The sequence below is a fragment of the Bacillus sp. FSL H8-0492 genome, assembly GCF_038006145.1.
Lineage (GTDB): Bacteria > Bacillota > Bacilli > Bacillales > Bacillaceae_G > Bacillus_A > Bacillus_A mycoides.
On the sequence record NZ_JBBOUP010000001.1, the window covers coordinates 443,571 to 462,564 of the forward strand.

Here is an 18,994-nt window from a genome sequence, read left to right on the forward strand (position 1 = left end):
ATTTGTTCTACTAACAGTGTACAAAAATAAAAATTATAAAAAGAGAAACAGTGATGATTTTTACATAACTTTTACATATATACACAGTTCTTTACAATTGAAGTAAATCCTCTACAATTGCGCCGTCTGTTTCACCTAAGTGCAAACCGAGTAACCTAGCGATAGTCGGACCTTCATCAATCAGTCTCATATACGGAATTGTAACGCCGCTTTGAATGCCTTTCCCAGCAGCCATAAAAATTGTTTCATAGTTAGGTTTTGTTGGGGAATATCCATGTGTTCCAAATGTATATTTCTTACTAGAATTAACATCTTCTTTATTAATTTCTTTTATGAAATCACCTGTATAATTTTCAATGAAGTAATAACCTTCCATGGCCTCTAGCATAAATAAGCAATTACCATCAGCGCCACGTTCTTTTGCATCTTCATCGTGCAGAATAAATTCAATTCCATTTTGTTTATCCTGAAGAAGCTCTTCAAGAAGAAGTTGAATCTCTTTAATCGTTTCAGTATCATTTTTATCCTTTACATGTACGTAGGCAGATCCATCACAGCTTTGGCAATAAGCTTTCCAATCGTGTATTTTTCCACGTTTATTTACGGATATAAGCCCTTTTTGACAGAATAGGACATTTAATTGGATTGCTTTGTTTTCACTTAAAGCGCTATGGTCACCAAGTGCAATAATTGTACTTTCTTCGTATATACCACTTTCTTTTAATGTATGGATAATTTTTCCGAGGCGTTCGTCGTGTCTGTGGATTGCAGCTACTGTTTCCTCGGACTCGAAGCCATGGTAATGTCTTTGGGTATCTAAATCAGTAAAATGTACAAACATAACATTAGGCTTTTTCGTCTGAATTGTATGTACGGCAGAAGCAAGGACGAAATTATCAAGCTCAGGCTGTGACAATCCATTTCGTATATGGCCGAAACGACGATTTAAATCTAATTGATATAGCGGGCTACCGCTAAATAATGAAACTAAAATTTGATTTTGCCACGGTCTATTTGGAAAAATTTCTGGTAAATTGTAATCGATATTTGCTCTTCCAGTAACAGGCCATAGAAGGGCTGCTGTCGTTAAATTTGCTTTGCGTGCTTCATCATATAAAGTTGTCCCGTTAATGGACTTTCGGTACCAATGCCAATCTGGTGACTCACGTCCTGGTTGAAGTAATGTATTGCTGACAACGCCATGCTTATTAGGATAATTACCGGTTACGATTGTTGAGTGGCTTGGATATGTTACAGAAGGATAAATTGGCTCCACTTTTTTCGCAATCGCGCCCCTTTTTATTAAAGTTTGGAAATTAGGTAGTTTTTGTAATATAGGAAAATCTAAAGCTGATAAGCAGTCGAAAGATAAAATAATGACGCGATTTGTTAATGCTTTATCCATAAAGTTTCCCTCCTGATTATATAAAACCTATTCTTATATATTACTATTAATACCTGGTAATAAAAATGTATTTTCGAATAAAATTTTTTTATTTATTTTCAGAAAAATTAAACATATAATAAGTATAAGGGAATGAATGGAAGGAGGGAATACTATGGATTGGCTAAATGGATTTGGTATCTTTTACATCATTGGTGGAGTCACCGTTCTCCTTGTATTTTTTATGTCATATTTACTAAAGAAACGTTTTCCAGACAAACAGTTTGATATTATATTTGCACTTAGTTTAGTACTTCTTTGTTTAGCTTTCTTTCCTGTAACAATGATCGCTATTGGTGGTTGGGAAGGAATGGGATACGGATTTATTTGTTTCTTCGTTTTAATTGGTACACTAATTGGTATGGTTGCTCATCAACTTGTAAAAATAGTTCGGAAAAGTTACGTATAAAACAGTGATAATTGAAAATAATGTATAAAAATAAGAAAATTGGCTCTTGTTTTGAAATGAAATTTATATTATGATATTCAACAAATTTATTTTGTTATAACGATGAAAAAGGAATAGTACATGTCTTACCTTTTTGCAGAGAGAGAATCCTTTTGGCTGGAAGATTCTTGAAGAGGTGATATGGAACCTACCTTTGAGTTCTGCATATGCAGCGGGAAATTCCCGTTATCAAAAAGAGAGCATACTCAATTTTTTTGTGTATGAATCAGGGTGGTAACGCCGACAAAGCTCGGTCCCTATTTGGGGACACGGGCTTTTTCTATTTTCTAAAGGAGGAAGAATAACTATGGTAAAAGAACAAGTACAAGCCATTACGAAGATGGAAGAAGACTTTGCTCAGTGGTATACCGATATTGTAAAAAAAGCGGAGCTTGTTGATTATTCAAGTGTGAAAGGTTGTATGATTCTACGTCCATACGGTTATGCATTATGGGAAAATATGCAGAAAGTAATGGATGAAAAATTAAAAGAATCTGGTCATGAAAATGTGTATATGCCAATGTTTATTCCAGAGAGTTTATTACAAAAAGAGAAAGATCATGTTGAAGGATTTGCTCCTGAAGTAGCATGGGTTACTCATGGCGGGGATGAGAAATTGGCGGAAAGACTTTGTATACGCCCTACATCTGAAACTTTATTTTGTGAGCATTTTTCAAAAATTGTTCAATCATATAATGATTTACCAAAGTTATATAACCAGTGGTGTTCAGTAGTTCATTGGGAGAAGACGACGAGACCATTCCTTCGTACAACTGAATTTTTATGGCAAGAAGGTCATACGATTCATGAAACGGCAGAAGAATCTCAAATTGAAACATTAAATATTTTAAATCTATATGCTGCTTTTTGTGAAGAGTATTTAGCGATTCCGGTTATTAAAGGGCAAAAAACAGAAAAAGAAAAGTTTGCAGGAGCGAAGGCAACTTATACGATTGAAAGTTTAATGCATGATGGAAAAGCACTTCAAACAGGAACATCTCATAACTTTGGAACGAATTTCTCTGAAGCATTTGATATTAAGTTTTTAGACCGTAACGGTAAATGGCAATACGTACATCAAACATCTTGGGGTGTATCAACAAGAATGATAGGTGGACTTATTATGGTTCATAGCGATAATAACGGACTTGTAATGCCGCCAAAAGTTGCACCATTACAAGTTGTTATCGTACCTATTGCTCAGCATAAAGAAGGAGTTTTAGAAAAAGCAACAGAGTTACAAGGGCGTATTCAAAAGGTTGCGAGAGTAAAAATAGATGCTAGTAATAAAACACCTGGCTGGAAATTTAATGAGTATGAAATGAAGGGTGTTCCAATTAGATTAGAAGTTGGTCCAAAGGATATTGAAAAGAATCAAGTTGTACTTGTAAGGCGAGATACGAAAGAAAAAGAGTTTATAGCAATGGATCAATTAGAAGAGCGCATCCCATCATTACTTGAGGAGATTCATCATTCTTTATTTAGTAAAGCAAAAGTATTTAGAGATGAGAGTACCTATAGTGTGACGAATTTCGGAGAGATGAAAGAAATAGCTGATGAAAAGGACTTTGAGCTGCATAATAAAATGCAATCCAAAGTCCTTTTTAGTTTTACAATTTGTTTCATGTATTTTTTAGATGGAAGGATGTTGTTTTTTATTTTGCGTTTTTACGGCGAATAAATAGTAACATACCAATTAGGAATGTTGAAAGTCCCATTAAAATAGATGTAGGATAATGTGTTGCAGTATTAGGTAACTTATCGCCTTGTTTTACTGAATTATCTTTTGCTTTGCCATTTTGAGAGCCATTATCACCTTGAGAACTGCTGTCGCCTTTAACACGGTTGCCGCCCTGAGAGCCATTGCCACCTTGAGAACTGCTGTCGCCTTTAACACGGTTGCCGCCCTGAGAGTCATTACCACCTTGAGAACTGCTGTCGCCTTTAACACGGTTGCCGCCCTGAGAGCCACTGCCACCAGAGCCACTGCCACCAGAACCATTGCCACCAGAACCATTGCCACCAGAACCATTGCCACCAGAACCATTGCCACCAGAACCATTGCTACCAGAGCCATTGCCACCGGAGCCACTGCCACCAGAACCGTTGCCACCAGAGCCACTGCCACCAGAACCATTGCCACCAGAGCCACTGCCGCCAGAACCGTTGCCACCAGAGCCATTGTCACCAGAACCACTGCCACCAGAGCCGTTACCGCCAGAACCACTGCCACCAGAGCCGTTACCGCCAGAACCGTTGCCGCCAGAACCGTTGCCACCGGAGCCATTGCCACCAGAGCCATTGTCACCAGAACCACTGCCACCAGAACCGTTGCCACCAGAACCGTTGCCACCAGAACCGTTGCCACCGGAGCCATTGTCACCAGAACCACTGCCACCAGAACCATTGCCGCCAGAGCCGTTGCCGTCAGAACCACTGCCGCCAGAACCACTGCCGCCAGAACCACTGCCGCCAGAACCACTGCCACCAGAACCATTGCCGCCAGAACCGTTGCCGTCAGAACCACTGCCACCAGAACCATTGCCGCCAGAACCGTTGCCATCAGAACCACTGCCGCCAGAACCACTATCGTCCTGAGAACCATTGTTTCCTGGAGGTTTATTATTATCTTTTGAATTACCTTCTGCTAAAGTATCGTTATTTTGTACAATAGCGTTTGTTATTGGATGGAAGTTTTCAGTTGCAGCATTACCAATATTTAAGCCACTAAAAAAGGATAAAGAAAGTGTTGATGCTAAAATAAATATTTTTGTCATTGTTTTCCTCCTGAAGAAAAAATTATTGTTCCATCTAAAATACACCCCTTTGTAATATTTCATAGGAAAAAGAGTTTTATGCAAAAAAAACTATATATAGAAAAAGGTGGTGTATTTCTAAAGGGAGAAAAGAGTTAATGTAAATTCCTTGCAAATAGTAGAGTGATGGAGAATTTACACTCATAACAGTAGAGGAAGTGGCAACGGATGAAAGAATATATTGCATTTGATATTGGTGGTACGCAAATTAAATATGGAATTGTTTCAGAAATAGGGGTAGTACTAATACATAAAAAGGTCCCAACAGAAATTCACTTGGGCGGGGAACAAATTGTTCAAAAACTTATAGGTTTATCAAAAAAGTTAATGACTGAACATACTATTTCCGGAATTGGTATTAGTACAGCGGGAATTGTTGATATTGATAAAGGAGTTATAACGGGAGGTGTGGATCATATTCCGCGTTATGCTAATATTTCTATTGTTGAGAGATTGCAAGAAGTATTAAAAGTTCCTGTATCTATTGAAAATGATGTTAATTGTGCAGCCTTAGGCGAGAAATGGAAAGGTACAGGGAGGGGAGAAAGCGATTTTATTATGCTTACGCTTGGAACGGGCATTGGTGGAGCAATTGTTATAAATGGAGAGTTATACCGTGGACATTCGTTTGGCGCTGGGGAATGGGGGAACATGTTAATAGAAGGGAAAACTTTTGAGGAGGTTGCCTCAATTTCGGGATTAATTCATCTCGTACGAAGATATAAAGGTAAAAAGGAATGGGATGGTAAAACAATTTTCGAATTATATGATAAGGGTGATAGCGGTGTTACTCAAGCCGTGAAGATTTTCTTTAAACATTTGGCGATTGGTATTAGCAATCTTGCTTATATTTTTAATCCGAAAATGATTATTATTGGTGGGGGAATTACTGAAAGAGGAGATGATTTCTTAAATGAAGTGAAGGAAGAGATAGGAACATACTTAAATCAAGAGATTTATAGTAATTGTGAGATTAAACTTGCGCAAAGCGGTAATTGTGCAGGAATGATTGGCTCTATTTACCACTTATTACATCAGTATAAATAAATATAGTATCTGTTTTCATATAATTGAGAATTTATCCTTTTTCTCATTAGATAAATAATGCTACAATATAAGAGAAGAATACAATGTTTTCCGAGTTGGAAAATGCTTTGTAGAAAGGAAGAAACTTCATGCCTATTATTTTAGAAAAAGGACAAAAGATTGATTTAACGAAAGGACAACCGAGAGTAGCGAAACTACAGGTTGGCTTAGGCTGGGATCCAATTGGGCAATCAGGTGGGTTTCTGTCTTCTTTATTTGGAAGTAAACCAAGTGTAGATTGTGATGCATCTGTCGTTATGTTAGAAGGGGATCGTTTTTTAAACAAAAATGATCTAGTGTACTTCGGCAACAAACTTTCTACTTGTGGTAGTATTATTCATTCAGGAGATAATTTAACAGGTGAAGGCGCTGGTGACGACGAAACAATTTTCGTAGAATTACATAAAGTTCCGAGCCGTATTAATCGTTTAGTATTCGTTGTAAATATTTATGACTGTGTAAATCGTCGTCAAGACTTTGGGATGATTCGCAATGCATATATTCGTATTCAAAACCCACAAACAGGTGAAGAATTAGCGCGTTATAACTTGTCAGATAATTATGCTGGCAAAATGACTTTAATTGCAGGTGAAATGTACCGACACGGAAACGAATGGAAGTTTTCAGCAGTGGGAGAAGGAACACAAGATAAAAACTTAAGTGAGATTGTATCACGTTACCAATAAAATAAACCAAGGAGGAATAGTATAATATGGCATCTATTTCATTGAAAAAAGGACAAAAGGTAGACTTAACAAAAACAAATCCAGGTCTTTCGAAAGTTCTTGTAGGACTTGGTTGGGATACGAATCGTTATGACGGACAAAATGATTTCGATTTAGATGTTAGTATCTTCTTAGTAGGTGCTAACGGTAAAGTTTCAGGTGCAGAGGATTTCGTCTTCTATAATAATCCAAAAGGTGCGAATGGTGCTGTAGAGCATTTAGGAGATAACCGTACAGGTGAAGGTGAAGGCGACGATGAAACAATTAAAATAGACTTAAAAAATGTTCCTGCTAACATTGAGCGCATTTGTTTCACAATTACAATTTATGATGGAGAAGGCCGCAGCCAAAACTTCGGACAAGTTTCTAATTCTTTCGTACGTATTATGGATGAAGAAAAGAATGCAGAATTAATTCGTTATGATTTAGGAGAAGATTTCTCTATTGAAACAGCTGTAGTAGTAAGCGAATTATACCGTCACGCAGGTGAATGGAAATTCAATGCAATCGGAAGTGGATTCCAAGGTGGATTAGGTTCTCTATGTAATAACTTTGGTTTAGATGTAGAGTAATAGATTTATATATCCATCAGTGAAACGCATATTTACTGATGGATATATTTTTAAAAATTAAGATATAGAGGTGAATATATATGGTTATTCAATTGCAAAAAGGGCAGAAAATTGATTTAGCTAAAACAAGCCCAGGTTTATCAAGAGCAGTAATTGGTCTAGGATGGGATATTAAATCTTATGATGGTGGATCTGATTTCGATTTAGATGCATCTGCCTTTTTATTAGATGCGAACGGGAAATGTACGAAGGAAACTGATTTTATTTTCTATAATAATTTACAGTCTCCTTGTGAATCAGTTTTACATACAGGAGATAACCGTACAGGTGCAGGTGACGGTGATGATGAGCAACTTGTTGTCGATTTGAAAAAGGTTCCAGCAGATGTTCATAAAATTGCTATTACAGTTACAATTTATGATGGTGAAGGCCGTAATCAAAACTTTGGACAGGTTGCAAATGCATTCGTTCGTTTAGCAAATGAAGAAACAAACGAAGAAGTTCTTCGTTTTGATTTAGGGGAAGATTTCTCCATTGAAACAGCAGTTGTCTTTTGTGAATTATATCGTCATAATGGACAGTGGAAGTTTAGTGCAGTAGGAAGTGGATTCCAAGGTGGATTAGGTGCGCTTGTAAGAGCGTATGGCTTGGATGCATAAGAAGGGAAACGGTATTCGTTTCCTTTTTTTGACCTTTCTATAAATCTAGCAAAGAATAGGGGATAAAGGTAAGATGAGTATTTTGCAAGGAATCCTTGATACGTATGCTCAGTTTTTCGACTTGGACATGTGGATTAAAGTGTTACAAGATCCAGTATCTTGGGGGTTAATAGGTACACTTGTTGTACTTGAAGGGTTATTATCTGCTGACAATGCACTTGTGTTAGCGGTAATGGTAAAACATCTTCCAGAAGAAAAACGAAAAAAAGCATTATTCTATGGACTTATTGGAGCTTATGTATTCCGTTTTATTGCAATTGGAATCGGAATGTTCTTAATTAAATTAGCATGGGTAAAAGTGTTAGGTGCACTTTACTTAGCTTGGCTATCAATTAAATACTTCATTGATAAACGAAAAGGTAATGCAGAAGAAGAGGAAGCTCATGGTATGAACCAAAATAGTATTCTCTTCAGAATGTTTGGTGTCTTCTGGGGAACGGTTGCGATGGTTGAGTTAATGGATATTGCGTTCTCTGTAGATAGTGTACTTGCTGCATTTGGTGTATCGAATGAAGTTTGGATTTTACTATTAGGTGGAATGCTCGGTATTTTAATGATGCGCGGTATCGCTGGCGTATTCTTAAAATTGTTAGAGCGTATTCCAGAACTTGAAACGACAGCATATATTTTAATCTTAATTATTGCAGCAAAAATGCTACTGTCTGTCGTTCATATTGAAGTAAGTCATATGCTGTTCTTTATTATTTTAGTTATAGCGTTTGGAGCAACATTTATACTTCACTACATGAAGAATTCTGGGCAAGCTAAAGAGGAAGTTGCAGCTACTAAAAATGAACATAAATAATTGAAATGGGTTTGCTCGTTATGCGAGCGCCCATTTTTTATAACTAAAAATAGTTTATAATAGAAGAGAGACTTTATAAAAAAAGTAAATGTTTTTGGAGGTGAACTGTTGTGTTTTCACGTTTTACACTTCAACCATGTGCATTAAAAGACGAATCAGATTTAAAGCAATTTGAAGCGCTTTTAGAAAAACGCCCACAATATGAACTGACAGAGAATGAGATGAAGTTTAGTTATATAGCAACTCGTATTCTTGGTGTTCCTAATGATGTAGATGAATATTTCAATGAGCTATTTGATTATAGCGAAGTGAAAGGGATCGTGGTTTTGCATGAACAAAATTTAAATAAGGTGATTGATCCCGAAAAACTGCGCCATATTCAAGAGGTTTTTACATTGCATCAAGAAGCACCGAATGGCCTTACAGTAAATAGGCTTGTCGCCCATCTGTCTGGAAAACAACTATTACCGCAAGTAGACAATCCTGATTTACAGCATTATATACATACGACGTTTATTTCTGTATTGAAATTGTATGAGAAACAACATAATCAATCTTTAAAAACAGAAGGATTCCGGCGTTTCTTAATCGATATGATTAAATTAAGTGAAAATTACGTAGCGAAGTGGTTCTCTACGATTAATTATAAGAAACAAATGCCACGTATCGTTTGGTACGGTGATGCGACGGAGAGTCGTATATATTTCTTATACTTTCTTATTATGCTCGGCTGTGATGTGCTTTATTATCACCCAGAAGGAAAAGATGGATTTGAGAGTGTAGATGAGGAAGGAAAGACATTTGTCGTATCTCATTCAGGCCGTATTTCATTGGAACCATTTCCTGATCGGCGTCGTGAACGCGTCGCAACGGTAGCTTATCAAGCTTCAAAAGAAATCGAGCAAGTACTTCACCACGATAATTCATTATTATACAAACCGTGGCAATTCCGTTCGTATACACCTGTAGCCCGTACGCTCAAAACGACGTACGATGAACTCTTTTTAATTACGAAAGAAAAGGCATTTGTACGCCCAACATTCTTTGTTGAAAATAAGCATATTTATATTCCTTCTTTATTTGCAAAAATATCAGGTGTTTCAAAGAATGATAAAGAATATTTTCAGCGACTAAAGGCTGTTACATCGTTTGATAACAGTTTATTAATTAATACCTTCCCGTTTACGAAAGAACAAAAAGCGAATTTCCAATATCATTATCGAGATGCATTGGACCGCGGGGGGAAGTTACATCCGGATTTAATTATGAACAGCCATTGGTGGCCGCATAAGCGTTTACCAGAAGGGTTACAACATGGTATTGCAGAAGCAATGATCCATACGTGTGAAAGTGAAATGTGTAAACCAATTGCGAAAGAGACGAAACAAGATGTAGCGCTGTATGTTTTCGCACAACTCTCTCAAATACCACCGAACATTTTAGAGCAGCTTGAGAAATTTGATTATTCGCAAGAAGTACCGAAAATTGTTATATTTAATAATGAGAAGAGCGGAGAATTAAGTCGTTCTGATGCTGTGTTATTACTATTTTTAAATCAAATTGGAGTAGATGTATTCCACTTTAATCCAACGGGGAGAAACGATATTGAACCGTATATTGAATCAGGAGCATTTGATTCACATTGGCTTGAAGAAGTTAATTTCGATCTTGAATTTCATGGTTCATCAGCCTATAAAAATTTATCACAAACAATAAAAGGACTATTTCGTCCATTTTTATAAGGAAAGGGAGAATACCATATGAATAACCCAGTCGTACTAGATTCGAAAACAGAATTGAATGAGCAAACCGCACAAGATGTTCGCTTGCAACTTAGACAAGATGCAGAAGTGCAACGTATTTATAACGCAGTAGACATTAAAGATCAATTAGAATTAATTGAACTCGGAAAAGAACCTTCTATGGAAATTTCACGTTTCGCTGATCAAATTTTACATACAATGTCTTTATCGAAAGTAGAAGACTCTGGTGAATTATTAAAGCAGCTTGGTAAAATTATGGACAGATTTGATAGTAAAGACTTTGCGGAAGAGAAAAGTGGTTTCTTCTCACGTATGTTCAAAAAAGCAGATAAAATGATTGAACAAATCTTTAGTAAGTATCAGACGATGGGTCGCGAAATGGATAAAGTATACGTAGAAATTACGAAGTATCAAGATGAAATGAAAAAATCAATTGGTACGTTAGATGGTTTATATGAGCAAAACTTAAAGTATTATTTAGACTTAGGAAAATACGTAGTAGCAGGGGAAATGTTATTAGAGCGTTTAAATACAGAGTTAGTTCCGATGTACGAAGAGCGCATACGTAATAATGATCAGTTAGCGGGTATTGAATTAGAATCGCTTAAAAACTCTGTTGAAATTTTAGAACAACGTATTGATGATTTAGAAAAAGCACGTATGGTTGCTCTATTAACAGCACCACAAATTCGTATGATTCAACGGGGTAACAATAAATTAATCGGTAAAATCAATACGGCATTTATTACAACGATTCCTATCTTTAAAAATGGTATCATTCAAGCGGTAAATGCGAAACGTCAAAAGCTTGTTGCGGACTCTATGGCTGAACTTGATCGCCGTACAAATGAATTACTTAAGAAAAATGCACAAAATATCGCAACTCAAAGTGTGGAAGTAGCGAGATTATCAGGTTCTTCTAGTATTAAGATGGAAACACTTGAGGAAACTTGGAACATTATTTCAAGAGGTATGCAAGAAACACAACAAATTGAAGAGCAAAATAAACGTGAGCGTGAAGAAAGCCGCAAGCGCATGGCTACATTAACAGAGAACATCAAAAAAGAATTACAAGGATAAAGAAAAGGCAATGAGGAACAGTCCTCATTGCCTTTTAGTTCCTCTTAACTAATTTAATGATTTCATTCACAACAAGCGGAATGATACTTAACAAGAGAACAAATCCCCAATCTCGCATTGTTAATGCATGCACACCAAATATATTGGCAAGAGGTGGGATGGAGATGATACACACTTGCATAAGAACACCGATTAGAAGTGAGAAGACTAAATATTTATTTGTAAATATCCCAATTGAAAAAATTGATTTCGTTCTTGAACGTAAGTTAAATGAATGAACGAGTTGAGAGAAACTAAGAACGACAAATGCCATCGTTTGGGCGTGTAATAGAGCGTCTTCATCAATTTGATCTGGGAAGAGAGGAAATAAATTTGTATCTCCTGTATAGAGCTTTGCCCCAACGATAAAGGCTGTTAAAGTAAGAAGTCCAATTACAACCCCATTGAAAATAAGAAAAGGAACGCTGCCGCTAAATAAGCTTTCTTTCGCATGTCGTGGTTTTTCCTTCATCACATCTGGATCTTCAGGATCAACACCGAGTGATAATGCAGGTAGTGTATCTGTAATCAAATTTACCCACAAAATGTGAATAGGGCGTAGTGGTGTTGCCCAGCCGAGTAAAATAGCTAAAAAGAGAGCTATAATTTCGCCGAAGTTACAAGAGAGTAGGAAGAGAATAGACTTTTTAATATTACGATAAATATTTCTTCCTTCTTCAACAGCTTTCACAATAGATGAGAAGTTATCGTCTGTTAAAACTACATCTGCTGCGCCTTTTGCGACATCTGTTCCTGTAATTCCCATTGCTACTCCAACATCTGCTTGTTTTAAAGATGGAGCATCATTTACACCGTCACCAGTCATGGAAACGATATTTCCTTTAGCACGTAATGCTTTTATAATCTTCACTTTATGTTCTGGAGAGACCCTAGCGAATACATTTAAGTGATTAATTTTACTTGCTAGTTCTGTATCTGGAATGTTATCTAATTCAGTTCCAATCATGATTTCAGATATTTCTTCAGCAATGCCAAGTTCTTTGGCAATTGCAAAGGCGGTATCCTTATGATCACCCGTAATCATAACTGTGCGAATACCAGCCTTTTTACATTCTGTAATTGAATCTTTTACTTCTGTACGTGGTGGATCAATCATACCGACAAGACCGATAAAGATGAGATTTTCTTCGAGATGATTTATATCCATATCGTTTAAATCGTATCGTTTATATGCGAATGAAAGTACTCTTAAGGCTTCTTGCGACATTGACCCGGCAGCTTCTAATATTTGATTTTTATCAGAATCTTTTAGGACCTCAAGTTTATTATTTATAAAGATATGGGTACAGTGAGGTAAAAGTTTATCAATAGCACCTTTCGTCATGCTATAGTAGCCTTCATCGTACGTATGTACAGTTGACATCATTTTACGATCAGAATCGAAAGGCAATTCGTTAACACGTTCATGTTTATTTTCTAAATGATCTTTTTGAATGTTAAAAGAGCTTCCGGCAACAAGAAGGGCAATTTCTGTAGGATCCCCTGTTTGTGAGTCGGCACCGTAAGAGGCATCGTTGCATAAAACCATATTTTCTAATAATAGACGGTGTGCATCATTATTTACATTCAAATTTTCTAGCTGGTCGTATGTGCGATCACTATAAAAGTGAGTAACGGTCATTTTATTTTGAGTTAATGTACCTGTTTTATCTGAACAAATAATTGTGACAGAACCGAGAGCTTCAACAGCGGGTAGTTTACGAATGATAACGTTTTGTTTAATCATACGCTGAACACCAATTGCAAGAACGATGGAAACGATAGCTGGTAAGCCTTCTGGAATGGCTGCAACAGCTAAACTAATTGCGGTCATAAACATTTCTAACGTATCCCGGCCCTGTAAAAAACCGATGAGAAACATAGTAGTGCAAATAGCTACAGCGACAAATCCTAAATACTTTCCTACTTGTGCTAAGCTTTTTTGAAGTGGTGTCATATCATCGTCTGCTTCATGTAAAAGGGTAGCGATCTTGCCAATTTGTGAGTTCATCCCAGTTTCAACAGCAACACCGACGCCACGTCCGTATGTTACTAACGTCGACATAAAGGCCATGTTTTTTTGATCACCTAATGGTACTTGCTCATCATTTTGCATGGAAGGGTGGTAGACTGCATCTTTATCGACAGGGACAGATTCACCAGTTAGAGCAGATTCTTCAATTTTTAAATTCGCAGTTTCGATAAGTCGTAAATCGCAGGGGATATAACGCCCAGCATCAAGCATAACGATATCACCTGGAACGACGTGCTCAGATGGAATCTCTTTTAGTTCACCATCTCGCTTTACGATAGCTTTAGGTGTTGCCATCTTTTTCAATGCTTCTAAAGCCTGTTCCGCTTTCGATTCTTGGATTACACCGATAACAGCATTTAAAACTACAACGAGCGCGATAATACTTGCATCGGCCCATTCACCTACAAAGGCGGAAATAAGGGAAGCGATAATAAGGACATACACGAGGACGTCATTAATTTGGGCGAAAACGCGCTGCCATAAAGTACGTTTTTGTTTGGTAGCTAATTCATTAGAACCATATTGCTTTAAACGTTCATTTACGATTTTATCTGTTAAACCGTGTTGTTCATTTGTTTCTAGGTCGATTAATGTTTGATTTTTCGTCTTACTGTACCAATTGCTCATAAGTAAGCACCTCCAGTAAAAACAGTTAGCAATGGTAGTGTGGCAATTTTTTTAGAGTAGTATGTATGGAGAAAAAATCTAAGGTGAGGTTCTACTTTCATTGTACAGTAATTTAGAATGTGAGGAGGAAAAGAGAAGAGTTGTCATGAATTTGTTGAAATTAAAAGAGCCTCGAATACGTGAGGCTCTTTGTCATTTTTTAATTAATGTACCTAATTCCTCAGTAATAGCTTGCATTTCACTAATACTGAATGTTTCACGTTTCATAACGTGCTCATAAATGTCACGTAAGTCCTCGTACATTTCTTCGTTAAAACTAGCAGCTCTCATTGCTCCAGCATTAACCATGCGTAATTTTTCTTTAATAGCTTCTACCATATATTCAACGTTTGCTTCTGATTTTACGGATAAATCCACCGAAGTGTCCCCCTTTAAAATAACATAAGGTTATCTTAACATTTTTTTATCATTTTCGTTAATGAAACTTTTCAATCCTATTAAATTAGTAGGGATTTCCTTTATAATTAATAATTGGTTGCTTATACTATAGATATATATTAAGAAATGCACCAAGAAGGGAAGAGACAAAAATATGGTCCGAGTATTGTTTGTTTGTCTTGGGAATATTTGTCGTTCTCCAATGGCAGAAGCAATTTTTCGAGATTTTGTCGTAAAAGAGGGACTCGAAGAGAAAATTGTCATTGATTCTGCAGGAACTGGAGATTGGCATATTGGTCATCCACCACATAAAGGAACACAAAAAATTTTAAAAGAAAATGAAGTCGCTTTTGAAGGAATTAAAGCAAGGCAAGTAGAAAAAGAAGACTTAACAAAGTTTGATTATATTATTGCCATGGACAACAAGAATATAGCGGATTTAAAAAGTTTAGGTAAAACTGGAGGCTATATTGGTAGGCTGTCCGATTTTGGTCCAGACGGTGGCTGGACAGACGTTCCTGACCCTTACTATACAGGGAACTTTCAAGAAGTGTATGACCTTGTAACAGAAGGGTGTGCAAAGCTAGTAGCTTTCATTCGAAATGAACAAGGAATATGAGGAAGCTTAGAAAGTAATACTTTCTAATATAAGAAATGAAAGGGTGAAGGAATATGGCAAAGAAAAATAATATTGCTCGAAACATTGCGATTGGTGTAGCTGCAGGGGTAGCTGTATCTATGTTAAAGAAAGAAAACCGTGAAAAAGTAAAAAATACGGCAGAAAAAGCAAAAACAAAGATGATTGAAATTGGTGAAAATGCGAAAATCAAAGAAAAAGTGCAAACTGTTACAGATAAAGGACGCGAGCTTGCTGATTTCAATGTAGTGAAAGCGAAAGTAGCAGAAATTAAAAAATTGACGCCGTCTGTTGTAGAAACGTTAAAAGAAACGAAAGAAATTTTTAGTAAGAGAAAAGTTGAGCGAGAAGAAAAGCCAGAAACGATTGAAATTCAAGCTGTATCTCCAAAGGTAGATGAGCTTAAAGCAGAAGAAGAGCCGGTAGTTGCTGAAGATGGCGGTATGAAAGAAGCGCGTGAATTATTTATGAAAGACTCAAATGCAGAGGAAAAAAAAACTGAAGCGTACATTGAGTTAAAGCAAGATAAAGAAGAGAAGAAAAGCGTTTAAACATATATGAGAAAAATTTTAGAAAAGGTGAGAAGAAATCGCACTTATTCGTTTGGAAAAGATTTATATGACCGGACAATGCGCGATGATGTAGCGGGCTTGGCAGCACAGCTCGCTTATTTCTTCTTGCTTGCAATTTTTCCTGGGCTCGTTTTCTTAATTACGCTTCTTGGATTTATTCCCATTCAAACAGAGGATGTGCTTAGTTTATTAGAGGTTTATGTACCAGATGATGCGATGAACTTAATTGAAGTAAACGTAGATAAAGTTGTAAATCAGCAAAATGGTGGTTTATTATCATTCGGTTTACTATCGATGTTATGGTTTGCTTCAAACGGGGTGAATGCGGTTATGAACGCTTTTAACCGCGCCTATGATGTGAAAGAAACACGATCTTTTATTAAAACAAGAGCGTTATCAATTGTGTTTACATTAGCTATCATTTTTATGATTGTCTTTGCGTTAATTGTCCCGGTATTCGGACAAGTTATTGGAGCAGCGGTGTTTAAAGCGCTCGGTTTATCAGATAGTTTTTCTTACGTGTGGAGTATTACACGGTTAGTAGCGAGTTTCTTCGTACTATTTGCCTTGTTTAGTTTTTTATATACGTTTGCACCAGATCGGAAATTAAAAAGAAGAGAAGTCATTTCAGGAGCGTTATTTGCTACTGTAGGATGGATTGTGGTATCGTACTCATTTGCTTATTATGTAGATAAATTTGCGAATTACGCCAATACATATGGTGGTCTCGGTGGAATTATTATTTTAATGTTATGGTTTTACTTAACTGGATGGGTAATTTTACTTGGCGGTGAAATTAATGGTCTACTCCATCACTATAGAACGGGTGACAATAATTCCCGTAATGAAAAATGAGCTCTTGTTCCATAATAAAAAGGAACAGGGGGGATATTTCATGAGTAATAATAAAAAGAACCACAATAATAAAAACAACAATAAACAAAAGAGCAGTTCGCATCCGAAGCATAAAACGAGTAGTAGTGCGAACGGGCATAATAGCTACCATTAAAAAAAGCGGGTCCTCTATGAGGGACCCGTTTTTATTTGTTTCCTTTTAATAATCGTAACCCGTTTAAAATGACAAGAATTGTACTTCCCTCATGCCCAATAACACCAAATGGAAGAGCTAAAAATTGCAAGAAGTTTGAACAGATTAGCAGTGCAATTACAGCTAGAGAAAATACTACATTTTGCTTTACAATACGGTTCATTCGTTTTGATAAACGAATGGCTTGGGAAAGTCGAGACAATTCGTTCTTCATCAGTACAACGTCTGCAGTTTCTAAAGCTACGTCTGTTCCTTCACCCATTGCAACACCAATGCTAGCAGTAGCGAGCGCAGGTGCATCATTTATACCATCTCCGACCATTGCTACTGTACCGTATTTTTCTTTTAACTTTTTAATCGTTTCAACTTTTGTTTCTGGTAAACAGGATGCATAATACTCTTTTATATTGCTTTCAGCAGCAATGGCTTTTGCGGTTTCTTCATTATCGCCAGTAATCATGATTGCTTCCACACCAATGCTTTGTAAATCGCGAATAGCAGCAATTGTTTCTTGACGGAGTGTATCTTTTAAAGCGATAAGTCCAAGAATACCATCTTCATCACTTATATAAACGACAGTTTTACCTTTTTTTTCGAGGGAGGTAGAAATACCATTATGAAATGTCTTTGTTTCTTCCCCGATAAAATCAGCTTTACCAATTTTGTAAGATTTGTTTTCTAATATTCCTTTTAATCCAAAACCAGTTACATCTTCAACGTTTTCTGGTTTTTTTATCGTAATGTCGTAAGCATGTTTTGCATATTTAACAATCGCTTCTGCTAAAGGATGTGTAGAGTGACTTTCAATCGCTGCTGTAATAGAAAGTACTTCACTTTCTGCTATGCCTTCTCGAACATATACATCTGTTACAGTAGGTTTTCCTTGTGTTAATGTTCCTGTTTTATCAAAGGCAATCGCCTTTACTGAAGCTAGACGTTCTAAATGAATACCACCTTTAAAGAGAATACCGTTTCTCGCTCCGTTTGAAATTGCTGATAAAGTTGCCGGTGTAATGGCTGCAACTAGCGCACAAGGAGAAGCGACTACAAGTAAAATCATCGCGCGATAAAACGTTTCATTCCAACTCCAATCAAGTAAGAAATGAGGAACAAACATCATAAGCGCAACAACAAGTAGTACACCTTTTACGTATGTTCCTTCAAATTTTTCGATGAATAGTTGTGATGGGGATTTTTCGCTTTGTGCACTTTGAACGAGACGAATAATCTTTTGGAATAATGTTTGATCGCTCGGCTTCGTAATTTTAACTTCAATAGCACCACGTAAATTTACAGTGCCGGCAAATACTTCATCGCCGAATTTTTTTTCATTCGGAATGGGTTCTCCTGTAATAGCAGCTTCATCAATATTTGTTTCACCAGTATGAATAGTGCCATCAGCAGGAACACGCTCACCTGGCTTAATTAAAATAATATCGTTAATTTGTAATTGTTCAACTGGAACACGTTCCGGAGTTCCGTTTGAAATACGTAATGCTTCTTCAGGTTGTAGATCAAGAAGCGCTGAAATTTCTTTTTGGCTTTTACTTAATGTATAAGATTCCATTGCTCCGCTTAATGCAAAGATGAAGATTAAAATAGCACCCTCTGCCCAGTAACCAATAACTGCGGCACCGATAGCTGCAAAAATCATGAGCATTTCAACATTTAGCTCTTTCTCTTCAATTGTGTCTTCAATACCTTCTTTCGCTTTTGCAAATCCTCCAATTACATAAGCAAGGATATATAAAGTAATACCTGCACTTATTACATCATTTTTTGTGAATAACCAACCAGCTAAAATAAAAATACCAGATGCGATTGCAAATATAAGTTCATAATGTTTCTTTAATGTATCCCATAAAGAGGGATTAGAAATATCTTTTTGTGCTTGTAATGTTTTTACTTCTGCGTTCATTAATACTCGCTCCTTCCGAATTCTTATTGAGAAAAAGAATCAAAATCGAAACCCCTATAAAACGACGAAAGCTGCCATCCATAATGGATAGCAGCATTTCTGTTGAATCTGATTTTAATAGTTATTATGTTGTAATTATTCTATAGTATAGCATATGTTTTTCTTAGATGATATGTTTTTGTTTTAGTATAAGGTGAAACTTTAATTAGTGGTGGTTTTGTT

16 protein-coding genes, 1 pseudogene and 1 other annotated feature are annotated in these 18,994 nt (G+C 36.6%); of the genes and pseudogenes, 12 read left to right on the forward strand and 5 right to left on the reverse strand.

The window, feature by feature from the left end; translation table 11 throughout:
- Positions 1-91: 91 nt before the first annotated feature.
- A complete protein-coding gene (locus MHH66_RS02300) occupies positions 92-1,405 on the reverse strand; it encodes an alkaline phosphatase family protein (RefSeq protein WP_002124992.1) in 1,314 nt (437 codons plus the stop codon).
- 154 nt (positions 1,406-1,559) lie between these two features.
- On the opposite strand from MHH66_RS02300, the gene MHH66_RS02305 reads away from it, so the two are divergent.
- Together MHH66_RS02305 and proS are read left to right on the forward strand one after the other, a co-directional pair.
- Entirely contained in the window at positions 1,560-1,853 is a 294-nt protein-coding gene (locus MHH66_RS02305) for a YesK-like family protein (RefSeq protein ID WP_078185162.1), read from the forward strand.
- A gap of 93 nt (positions 1,854-1,946) precedes the next feature.
- Positions 1,947-2,154: a binding site (T-box leader), on the forward strand.
- Between the two features lie 45 nt (positions 2,155-2,199).
- Positions 2,200-3,456 (forward strand): annotated as a pseudogene (proS, locus tag MHH66_RS02310) (proline--tRNA ligase); the annotation flags it as partial.
- 91 nt (positions 3,457-3,547) lie between these two features.
- On the opposite strand, the gene MHH66_RS02315 reads toward proS, so the two are convergent.
- Entirely contained in the window at positions 3,548-4,669 is a 1,122-nt protein-coding gene (locus tag MHH66_RS02315) for a cell wall anchor protein (protein ID WP_106408016.1), read from the reverse strand.
- A 207-nt stretch (positions 4,670-4,876) separates the two neighbouring features.
- Between MHH66_RS02315 and MHH66_RS02320 the strand changes: the two genes are divergently transcribed.
- The 7 genes from MHH66_RS02320 (at position 4,877) to MHH66_RS02350 (ending at position 11,458) form a co-directional block, all read left to right on the forward strand.
- A complete protein-coding gene (locus tag MHH66_RS02320) occupies positions 4,877-5,755 on the forward strand; it encodes an ROK family protein (protein WP_078185164.1) in 879 nt (292 codons plus the stop codon).
- A gap of 128 nt (positions 5,756-5,883) precedes the next feature.
- Entirely contained in the window at positions 5,884-6,480 is a 597-nt protein-coding gene (locus MHH66_RS02325; RefSeq protein WP_002091200.1) for a TerD family protein, read from the forward strand.
- 26 nt (positions 6,481-6,506) lie between these two features.
- A complete protein-coding gene (locus MHH66_RS02330; protein ID WP_002010225.1) occupies positions 6,507-7,091 on the forward strand; it encodes a TerD family protein in 585 nt (194 codons plus the stop codon).
- A gap of 80 nt (positions 7,092-7,171) precedes the next feature.
- Entirely contained in the window at positions 7,172-7,750 is a 579-nt protein-coding gene (locus tag MHH66_RS02335) for a TerD family protein (protein WP_002010227.1), read from the forward strand.
- Between the two features lie 73 nt (positions 7,751-7,823).
- Positions 7,824-8,615, forward strand: a complete 792-nt coding sequence (locus MHH66_RS02340; protein ID WP_002139507.1) for a TerC family protein — start codon at positions 7,824-7,826, stop codon at positions 8,613-8,615.
- A gap of 110 nt (positions 8,616-8,725) precedes the next feature.
- Positions 8,726-10,357: a YceG family protein gene (locus MHH66_RS02345; protein ID WP_002140256.1), complete on the forward strand. Its 1,632-nt coding sequence runs from the start codon at positions 8,726-8,728 to the stop codon at positions 10,355-10,357.
- A gap of 18 nt (positions 10,358-10,375) precedes the next feature.
- Positions 10,376-11,458 (forward strand): toxic anion resistance protein, encoded by a 1,083-nt coding sequence (locus MHH66_RS02350; protein WP_078185165.1) that lies wholly within the window; start codon positions 10,376-10,378, stop codon positions 11,456-11,458.
- A 34-nt stretch (positions 11,459-11,492) separates the two neighbouring features.
- On the opposite strand, the gene MHH66_RS02355 is transcribed toward MHH66_RS02350, so the two are convergent.
- Both MHH66_RS02355 and MHH66_RS02360 read right to left on the reverse strand, forming a co-directional pair.
- A complete protein-coding gene (locus MHH66_RS02355) occupies positions 11,493-14,159 on the reverse strand; it encodes a cation-translocating P-type ATPase (protein ID WP_078185166.1) in 2,667 nt (888 codons plus the stop codon).
- Positions 14,160-14,351: 192 nt separating this feature from the next.
- Positions 14,352-14,576 carry a DUF1128 domain-containing protein gene (locus tag MHH66_RS02360; protein ID WP_002010236.1) on the reverse strand — a complete coding sequence of 75 codons (225 nt, stop codon included), beginning with the start codon at positions 14,574-14,576 and terminating at the stop codon, positions 14,352-14,354.
- A 175-nt stretch (positions 14,577-14,751) separates the two neighbouring features.
- Here MHH66_RS02360 and MHH66_RS02365 point away from each other — a divergent pair, with 175 nt between their 5' ends.
- From MHH66_RS02365 to MHH66_RS02375, 3 genes are read left to right on the forward strand one after another with little or no spacing between them, the layout of a single operon-like run.
- Positions 14,752-15,216 (forward strand): low molecular weight protein-tyrosine-phosphatase, encoded by a 465-nt coding sequence (locus MHH66_RS02365; RefSeq protein ID WP_002167009.1) that lies wholly within the window; start codon positions 14,752-14,754, stop codon positions 15,214-15,216.
- A 53-nt stretch (positions 15,217-15,269) separates the two neighbouring features.
- Entirely contained in the window at positions 15,270-15,785 is a 516-nt protein-coding gene (locus tag MHH66_RS02370; RefSeq protein WP_002010240.1) for a DUF4075 domain-containing protein, read from the forward strand.
- Between the two features lie 6 nt (positions 15,786-15,791).
- Entirely contained in the window at positions 15,792-16,661 is an 870-nt protein-coding gene (locus tag MHH66_RS02375) for a YihY/virulence factor BrkB family protein (protein WP_078185167.1), read from the forward strand.
- 185 nt (positions 16,662-16,846) lie between these two features.
- Here the strand turns inward: MHH66_RS02375 and MHH66_RS02380 are convergent, their stop codons facing one another.
- Positions 16,847-18,772, reverse strand: a complete 1,926-nt coding sequence (locus MHH66_RS02380) for a heavy metal translocating P-type ATPase (RefSeq protein WP_078185168.1) — start codon at positions 18,770-18,772, stop codon at positions 16,847-16,849.
- Positions 18,773-18,994 lie beyond the last annotated feature (222 nt).

Excerpts from the sequence above, each read along its gene's own strand:
- MHH66_RS02300 (WP_002124992.1), bottom strand. The coding sequence starts at position 1,405 with ATGGATAAAGCATTAACAAATCGCGTCATTATTTTATCTTTCGACTGC.
- MHH66_RS02365 (WP_002167009.1), top strand. The coding sequence starts at position 14,752 with ATGGTCCGAGTATTGTTTGTTTGTCTTGGGAATATTTGTCGTTCTCCA.
- MHH66_RS02315 (WP_106408016.1), bottom strand. The coding sequence starts at position 4,669 with ATGACAAAAATATTTATTTTAGCATCAACACTTTCTTTATCCTTTTTT.
- MHH66_RS02325 (WP_002091200.1), top strand. The coding sequence starts at position 5,884 with ATGCCTATTATTTTAGAAAAAGGACAAAAGATTGATTTAACGAAAGGA.
- MHH66_RS02305 (WP_078185162.1), top strand. The coding sequence starts at position 1,560 with ATGGATTGGCTAAATGGATTTGGTATCTTTTACATCATTGGTGGAGTC.
- MHH66_RS02375 (WP_078185167.1), top strand. The coding sequence starts at position 15,792 with ATGAGAAAAATTTTAGAAAAGGTGAGAAGAAATCGCACTTATTCGTTT.
- MHH66_RS02340 (WP_002139507.1), top strand. The coding sequence starts at position 7,824 with ATGAGTATTTTGCAAGGAATCCTTGATACGTATGCTCAGTTTTTCGAC.
- MHH66_RS02370 (WP_002010240.1), top strand. The coding sequence starts at position 15,270 with ATGGCAAAGAAAAATAATATTGCTCGAAACATTGCGATTGGTGTAGCT.
- MHH66_RS02320 (WP_078185164.1), top strand. The coding sequence starts at position 4,877 with ATGAAAGAATATATTGCATTTGATATTGGTGGTACGCAAATTAAATAT.
- MHH66_RS02355 (WP_078185166.1), bottom strand. The coding sequence starts at position 14,159 with ATGAGCAATTGGTACAGTAAGACGAAAAATCAAACATTAATCGACCTA.
- MHH66_RS02330 (WP_002010225.1), top strand. The coding sequence starts at position 6,507 with ATGGCATCTATTTCATTGAAAAAAGGACAAAAGGTAGACTTAACAAAA.
- MHH66_RS02380 (WP_078185168.1), bottom strand. The coding sequence starts at position 18,772 with ATGAACGCAGAAGTAAAAACATTACAAGCACAAAAAGATATTTCTAAT.
- MHH66_RS02335 (WP_002010227.1), top strand. The coding sequence starts at position 7,172 with ATGGTTATTCAATTGCAAAAAGGGCAGAAAATTGATTTAGCTAAAACA.
- MHH66_RS02350 (WP_078185165.1), top strand. The coding sequence starts at position 10,376 with ATGAATAACCCAGTCGTACTAGATTCGAAAACAGAATTGAATGAGCAA.